This is a genomic window from Herbaspirillum sp. B65, assembly GCF_000333555.1.
Lineage (GTDB): Bacteria > Pseudomonadota > Gammaproteobacteria > Burkholderiales > Burkholderiaceae_D > Herbaspirillum > Herbaspirillum rubrisubalbicans.
In genome coordinates, this window is the sequence record NZ_BADI01000587.1 from 1 (window position 1) to 3,905 (window position 3,905).

The 3,905-nt window shown below is 65.5% G+C and carries 3 protein-coding genes and 1 pseudogene; all 4 read right to left on the bottom strand.

Going from position 1 to position 3,905, the window contains the following annotated elements; translation table 11 throughout:
• A partial coding sequence (locus tag I5W_RS14015; protein WP_044529689.1) for a GTP-binding protein occupies positions 1-347 on the bottom strand: 347 nt, incomplete at its 3' end.
• Positions 348-349: 2 nt separating this feature from the next.
• Positions 350-2,737 (bottom strand): precorrin-3B C(17)-methyltransferase, encoded by a 2,388-nt coding sequence (cobJ, locus tag I5W_RS14020; protein ID WP_252717021.1) that lies wholly within the window; start codon positions 2,735-2,737, stop codon positions 350-352.
• Positions 2,734-3,510, bottom strand: coding sequence for a precorrin-4 C(11)-methyltransferase (gene cobM / locus I5W_RS14025; RefSeq protein ID WP_044529690.1), 777 nt, complete (start codon positions 3,508-3,510; stop codon positions 2,734-2,736). The genes cobJ and cobM overlap by 4 nt, the downstream gene beginning before the upstream one ends.
• 43 nt (positions 3,511-3,553) lie before the next feature.
• Positions 3,554-3,905: pseudogene (locus tag I5W_RS14030) on the bottom strand (MBL fold metallo-hydrolase); the annotation flags it as partial.

Sequence of the window (3,905 nt, forward strand, 5' to 3'; positions counted from 1 at the left end):
ATCAGTACATGATCGATCTGTGCCCGCCGCGCCGCCAGGGCCAGCATGGCCGGGACGAAATGTTCATCATCACCATAGGCGATCAAGCCATGGGCGAAATCCTGGATCTGCACCTGGCCCTGGGCATCGCCCTCGGCGCGCAGCAGCTCGCCATCGATGGCGACTTCGCCGAACTCATTGATCAGCAAGGCCAGCCGGCGCGATTGACGACGCTGCACCAGGCCGCGCAGCAGGGTGGTCTTGCCCGCACCGAGGAAACCGGTGACCACGGTGACCGGAATTGGAGGCAATGCGGGAGGCAATGCCGAAGGCAATGCGGGCGCCAGGTCCGGGTTGAGAAGCGCCATGCTCAGGCTCCGCTCAGCGCCGCCAGTTGCGCATGAACATCCGCGAAGTCATGCGCCACCCGCGGGTAATCCAGCGGTGGACGACGCACCGTCAGCAACGGGATGCCCAGCGCGCGGGCGGCCTCACGCTTGGCCCGATAGCCGCCGGCCTCCCCCGAATCCTTGGTGACCACGCAATCGATACCCCAGTCGCGCCACAAGGCTTCATTGAACCCTTGCGAGAACGGCCCCTGCATGGCGCACAGGTGGGCGCGCGGCAAGCCCAGTTCCAGTGCGCGGCTGATGAAATCGGGGTCGGCGGTGACGCGGGCGAACCACTGGCGCGCGGGCGCGCCGGGGGCGTGCAGGAAGCTGGCCAGATCCTTGGAACCGGTGGCCAGGAAGATGCGGCGCCCCATGGCGATGGCCTTGCCGGCGGCCTCTTGCATGTCGGCGCAACTGTGGGGATCGTCCGCGGCCAGCTCGCCCGGACGTTCGTAGCGCAGATAGGCAATGCCCAGTTCCTGCGAGAGCCTCATCAACTGCTGCGACATCTGCACCGCAAACGGATGAGTGGCATCCACCAGCACCCGGGCCTGGCTGTCGCGCAGCGCCTGGCGGCGCGCTTCCACGCCTTGGCGGCCGGACCAGACCACGGCGCCCGGACAATCATCGCGCGCCAGTTCACCACCATAATCGGTGGCGGTGGACACCACCACGCGCCTGCCCTGCCCGGCCAGCTCGGCGGCCAGGGCATTGCCATCACTGGTGCCGGCGAACACCCACACCGCCTGCTGCGGCAACTGCGCCACGGCCGGTGCCTGCGCCTCCTCGCTCCAGTCATTGTAACCACGGGGCGTGAATATCCAGTCGCGCTTGCGCTGGGTGAAGCGGTTGCCGATGACAATCGAAGTCAGCATGTCGAACTGCAAGCCCGGCAATTCATCCAGCCTATGGATGGCGACCTGCTGGCCGGGACGATAGGCATTGCGCACCACGCCACACAGGGTATGCGGGGCCTTGTGCTGCAGCATCAGTTGCAGGATGCGATAGACACCCTCCTGACGTCCGGCGCTTTGCACGTTGTAGAGCACGCAGGCCAGGTCGGCCTGGGCGATGTGGCTGGCGCGCTGCTCGATCCACGACCACGGGCACAGCAGGTTGGACAGCGACAAGGTGGCGAAGTCATGCGACAGCGGCGAGCCCAGCAGCGAGGCGCAAGCATTGGCCGAGGTCACGCCGGGGATGACGTTGACATCAAAGGTATCGTCCTCGCGCATGTCGTCGAAGGCCAGCGCGGCCATGGCATAGATGCCGATGTCGCCGCTGGAGATGAGCGCCACGCGGCGCCCGGAGCGGGCCTGTTCGATGGCCAGCAAGGCGCGCTCGCGCTCTTGCGTCAGCGGCGGGGTGTGGATTTCCTTGCCCTCGATATGGGCGGCGATCCAGCGCAGATACAACTCGTAGGCGACGATGACCTCGCTCTCGCGCAAGGCCTCGATGGCGCGCGGGATGATCATCTCTTCGAAACCGGGGCCCACCGAGACCAGGTTCAATACGCCTTTTTTCTTGACTGCTTGCATCGGGTTTCCTGCAAATAAATGATTTACGGATTTTCTACAGCACTGCGCCAGCCATAGGGCATCGTCCACAATCGCCACGGTCACGCCGTCCAGTGCGCTCTTGCCCAGCAACAGCCGGCCACGCGGGCTGGCGATCAGCGCTGCCGGCTCGCACACGCCCTCCACGCCCACGTTCTGGCGCACCCAGTCCGAGGGCTTGCCGACCCAGGCGCGCTGGGCGATCTGCTCGCGCGCGATCACCCGCAAAGGCAAGCCGTGGGTGGTGCAGAAGGCCAGCAGACCGGGCTCCTCGGCCTTGATGTCGATGGTGGCCACTTCGCGCACCTGGGCCAGCGCAGCACCGGGACATTGTTCCAGCGCCTGCGTCACGGCACGGCCGATCTGCTCGGCCGAAGCCAGCTTGCGACAGCCTATGCCCAGCACCAGCGGCTTGAGCGCTTCAGTGGCAGTGGTCACCACCGGCTGCGCACCGGTCAGTTGGGCCACCCGATAAGCCAGATGATTGGCGCCCCCCTCGTGACCGGCCAGCAAGGCAATGGCAAAGCGCGCCGCTTCATCAAGCACCACCAGCGCCGGGTCACTGTGCTTGTCCTGCGGCAGGCCGTCGAGGAAGCGCACGGCGATGCCGGTGGCGCCGATCATGATCCACTGCCGATGACGCCGGTAGGCCAGCGCAAACTGCTGGCGCTGCGACAGACCGCCTTCGGCATTGAGCCAGGGTTGGTAGAGTTCACCGCCCAGACAGTCCTGCAAGTGCATGGCCAGCGCCGCCGCCTCGGCGCGCACCGGCCACAGGCCCAGGTCTGACGGGGCGACGGGCGGGTTCATGCGGCGTCCTTATTCTTCTTCACCACCCGGAACAGGTGCGTGAAATCCTTGGAATAGAGACTGGATTCGGCCACCTGCTCCTTGTTCAAGGCCGCACCGACCAGCATCATGGTGGTGAGATTCCACTCACCACGCTTGTTCTCTTCCAGCACCTTGTCGAGCCGCCCCTGATAGACGCGCTGCTCGGGCCAGGTAGCGCGATAGACCAGCGTGACGGGGGTCTCGGGCGGATAGTGCAGCAGCAGGTCGGTGACGATCTTCTTCAAATGCCGGCCGGAGAGGAAGATGCACATGGTGGCGCGGTGCGCGGCCAGCGAGGCAATCGATTCCGATTCGGGCACGGCCGAAGCACGGCCCGAGACACGGGTCAGGATCACGCTCTGCGACACTTCCGGCTTGGTCAGTTCGGCCGACACGGCCGCAGCCGCAGCGGTGAAGGACGATACGCCCGGCACCACTTCATAGGCGATACCCAAGGCATCGAGCCGGCGCATCTGCTCGGCGGTGGCGCCGTAGATGGCCGGGTCGCCCGAATGCAGGCGCACCACGTCGATGCCCTGCTCCTGCGCACGTACATAGCAGGCCTGCTGCTGTTCAAGATCAAGTGCGGCGGTATCGATGATCTCGGCCTCGGCATGGCAGTGTTCCAGCAAGGCGGTGGGCACCAGCGAGCCGGCATACAGCACCATGCGCACCTGCCCCAGCAGACGCGCGCCGCGCAGGGTGATGAGGTCGGCCGCACCGGGACCGGCGCCGACGAAATAGACTTTCATGCGTTTCCTTTCACATTCTCTTGCGGCGCGCGATGACGCAGCGCCGCACCGCTTGGCCGATCTCGATGGTGGCAAAGCGCAGGAAAGGTTGCTCGGCATTGGGGATGACGCTGAAGTCGGGCCAGATGTGCCAGTTGAAGATGTGCTTGCGGATGATCTCCAGTGTCGGCGCGGTGGCGTACATGGTCAGCGGGGTGCTGCGCAGGTCGCCCACGCTATCGATCATCAGCGGCAGACAGGCGATGTGATCCAGATGGGCGTGCGTGATGAAGACGTGATCAATGGCCGTCAGTTGCGCCAGCGACAGGTCGCCCACGCCGGTACCGGCGTCGATCAGGATATCGTCATCGATGAGCAGGGAAGTGGTGCGCATACCATTGCCACCGATGCCCCCG

Excerpts from the sequence above, each read along its gene's own strand:
- cobJ (WP_252717021.1), bottom strand. The coding sequence starts at position 2,737 with ATGAACCCGCCCGTCGCCCCGTCAGACCTGGGCCTGTGGCCGGTGCGC.
- cobM (WP_044529690.1), bottom strand. The coding sequence starts at position 3,510 with ATGAAAGTCTATTTCGTCGGCGCCGGTCCCGGTGCGGCCGACCTCATC.